We start from the raw sequence: 3,405 nt of genomic DNA, 5'->3' as shown, positions 1-3,405 counted from the left end.
CTGCGCCAAGCTGGGCAAGCTCCAAACAGCGGCGCATATATTTTTCATGTTCAAGCATGCTGCAAAAGTAGCTTTTATGTTACTTTGTTGCATGATTACGATTAAGGATGTTTTTGAAGATTACAGGCAGCAGATAAATGGAGTTTACGATATCAATGAAACAGAAGCCATTACGTTGCTTGTTATCGCCGAAGTTACGGGCTTATCAAGGGCGTCCATCAAAGCATTCCCAGAAAGGGAATTAACTACCGAACAGTCGGAACGGATCAGGAACATCCTCACAGAACTAAAAACCGGCAAACCGGTTCAGTACATTATCGGCGTTACCGAGTTTTACGGCTTGCCTTTCAAAGTGAACCCTTATGTGCTGATTCCCCGCCCGGAAACGGAGGAACTGGTTGAATGGATTTTAGAAGATGAAAGGTTAAAGGTGAAAGACGAAAGGTTGTCTTTGTTAGATATAGGTACGGGTAGTGGTTGTATCGCTATCAGCCTTAAAAAGAATTTGGCCGATGCCGAGGTATCGGCAATAGATATATCTGAGGGGGCCTTGCAAACGGCCAAGCAGAATGCAGCGCTAAATGAGGTAGATGTTAATTTTATTCAGGCTGATATCTTGAATATCAAACCGGGTAATGAAAGCGCTCAATATAATATCATTGTAAGCAATCCGCCCTATGTTACTCTTGATGATAAAAAGCAGATGCACAGCAATGTGACTGATTTTGAACCACACACAGCATTGTTTGTTCCCGAACATGATCCGTTGATATTTTACCGGGCTATCGCCGATTTTGCTTTGAATAACTCGATTGCCGGTGGCTTACTTTACTTTGAGATCAATGAAAACCTTGGTAAAGAAACAGTGGAGCTATTAGCAAGTAAAGGATTTAAAAACATAGCGTTAAGAAAAGACATGAGCGGTAGGGACAGGATGATAAAAGCACAACTTTAATCATCACAGCTTATCGCTTACTACTCCTTCAAACTTATAATAGTTACTGTAAAACAGCCAGTAAGCTATACCGAGGTTTAATGGGATAAGCATCCAAAGCAGCTTAAACATAATGATCCAGAACAGTACTATAAATAAACCCAGGATCCATTGCAGGTATTTATCCATATTAAGCCCGAACCAATAAAGCAGGCAGTGGAACAGCATTGCTGTGCTCAAAGCTAACAGTAACAACTCCGCGGCCATCAAGGGGGTAAATCTGCTGAACAGCCAGATGCTTTCGGGGATCAGTAAAAAGAAATAAACACCTGCAAAATTCAGAAAGAGCCTGTGCCTGCTGTAAGGTAAATTTCGTGAGAAACCTAATCCGTTCTCTTCAAACTTTCGCCCTTCAAATATCAAAACAATATGTGCCGTGACTACAGCAAGTATGGCAATGCCGGCCACTCGTACATCTGTTTTAACATCGGCAAATACATAAAACACACCGGTAATGATAAGCCATGACAATGCCTTGGTGATCAGGTATGGCACTTTGCGTTTATCAAACAGGTGGTAAATATAAAGGCTGAAATAAGGTTTGCGCCATTTGCTGCTTAGCTTTAATAATAACGACTGACTGCTACCATCAACAAGACGGGTGATCTGTTTTATATAAATAACCGCGCTTAAATAGCTTAATGTTATTAAATACAACAAAATACAAACTGGCAATACATAATAATGGTTAGCAAAGCCAACGCAAATTGTTATAACCGCATAAGCTATTATTGGAGATAATATAGCTGCCTGTACCCCAAACCAGCTTTTAAATTGTTTCTCCCTGCTCAGAGAATTACTGCTGTAAAATAAAAAATGCTGACCCGCGGCAAAGATCTGCCCTGATACATAATGCCAGCTTTTAATGGCATAAATCAACCAAGCCGCAAATACCAGCGCCATCACTACCGAATTACTATCCATAGCCAGCATTAGGGCTTTATGATAACCTATTAAATATTGAGGTGGCACAACACCAACCATCGCCAGAAATATAAAAAACAAAATTCCGGCATGCACCCGGAAAAAACCGCCCGCGAATATTTTTAACAATACATTGGTTAGCGGTTTCATTAGCTGATAAACTTTAGGGTTTGATCTTCAACTAATAATTCGCCCGATACGGGCAATGAGCCATCCTCCAGTATTTGGTGCGATGATAAAAGGAAGCTGGTTCCCCCCTGCTCATGCCTTTCCCTGATCCAGGTATTTAATACTGCTAATGAAGCCGTATCAATGGTGATCAGCGGTTCGTCAAGCAGGATCAATTTGGGTTTGCCTAAAAAGGCAAGTAATAAGGAAAGCTTTTTCATCATACCGCTGCTGTAGGTACCCACCGGGCGCCCCACAAAGCTTTGCATGCCCATGCTTTTGATATAATCCTCCTCCTGCCCTGCTGGTGCATCTTTGGCATCGGCAAACAGGGCGATCATTTCCGCGCCAGTCAAAAAATCAGGAAATACAGGTTCAGCTTCGGCAAAGTTTACCAGCTTACGGTAAGCTACGGGTTGTTTTTTGATGCTAACGGTGTTGTCAATCAAAATGTCGCCATCAAATGCCAGGATCCCGGCAATAGATTTTAGCAGGGTGCTTTTACCGGAACCGTTTACACCTTTAATCCAGTAAATACCGGCCTGTAATTGCAGGTTTTCAATTTTTAAAGCCGGGTAATTACCGTATGATTTTGTAAAATTTTGAAATTGCAGCATTGTTGGTTTGATAACAAAATGAACCTGTTGTTACACAAAAAGAGACGCCTTAAATGCGTCTCTAAATTAATTATCCCAATAAATCCGAAATCAAAAATCCCAATGCCGAAATTACAGTGCTGCTCCTTCAATCAGCGCGCTGTAAAACTCGCCAACATCCATTCCTGCGGCACGTACCTGCTGCGGAATTAAACTTGCAGCTGACTGCCCCGGCGTTGTATTGATCTCAATAAAATAAAAATCATTACTGCCCTCCAGCAAAATGAAATCGATCCTGGCCATTCCGCGACAATTAAGGCGGGTATACACCTCGGTAACTATACCTCCAATTTCCTGAACCTTTTCGGCGGATAGGTCGGCGGGGGTGATTTCCTGGGTTACGCCTGAGGTGTATTTAGCCTCGTAGTCAAAGAAATCTTTCGAAGTGATGATCTCCGTAGCCGGCAACACTTTTATTTTGCCGTGCAAACGGGCTATACCAATACTAAACTCACGACCTTTAATAAATTCTTCAACCAGCACCTGTGCATCTTCCTGGAACGCTCTGTTCAGCGCTTCGGGTAAACCGGCTATGTTTTGCACTTTGCTCATACCCACGCTGCTTCCGCCGTTATTGGGCTTAACAAACAGCGGAAATTTTAAATTAGCCGCTATGGTAGCAACGTCATGCACATCGCGCTCAAATAAACGCATGGAATGTGC

General features: G+C 42.4%; 4 protein-coding genes. 1 reads left to right on the top strand and 3 read right to left on the bottom strand.

Going from position 1 to position 3,405, the window contains the following annotated elements; translation table 11 throughout:
- A partial coding sequence (gene prmC, locus VF500_RS10390; protein ID WP_330859606.1) for a peptide chain release factor N(5)-glutamine methyltransferase occupies nucleotides 1–955 on the top strand: 955 nt, incomplete at its 5' end.
- A gap of 3 nt (nucleotides 956–958) precedes the next feature.
- Here prmC and VF500_RS10385 read toward each other — a convergent pair.
- The 3 genes from VF500_RS10385 to VF500_RS10375 all read right to left on the bottom strand — a co-directional run.
- A complete protein-coding gene (locus tag VF500_RS10385) occupies nucleotides 959–2,068 on the bottom strand; it encodes a hypothetical protein (RefSeq protein WP_330859605.1) in 1,110 nt (369 codons plus the stop codon).
- The gene (locus tag VF500_RS10380) at nucleotides 2,068–2,703 is read right to left on the bottom strand and encodes an ABC transporter ATP-binding protein (RefSeq protein WP_330859604.1); all 636 of its coding nucleotides are present in this window, start codon (nucleotides 2,701–2,703) and stop codon (nucleotides 2,068–2,070) included. Before VF500_RS10380 ends, VF500_RS10385 begins: the two co-directional genes overlap by 1 nt.
- A 111-nt stretch (nucleotides 2,704–2,814) precedes the next feature.
- The coding region (locus VF500_RS10375) for a D-alanine--D-alanine ligase family protein (protein WP_330859603.1) at nucleotides 2,815–3,405 on the bottom strand (591 nt) is incomplete at its 5' end.

Source organism: Mucilaginibacter sp. (assembly GCF_036383575.1).
GTDB lineage: Bacteria > Bacteroidota > Bacteroidia > Sphingobacteriales > Sphingobacteriaceae > Mucilaginibacter.
This window is presented reverse-complemented; position numbering and strand designations above follow the sequence as displayed.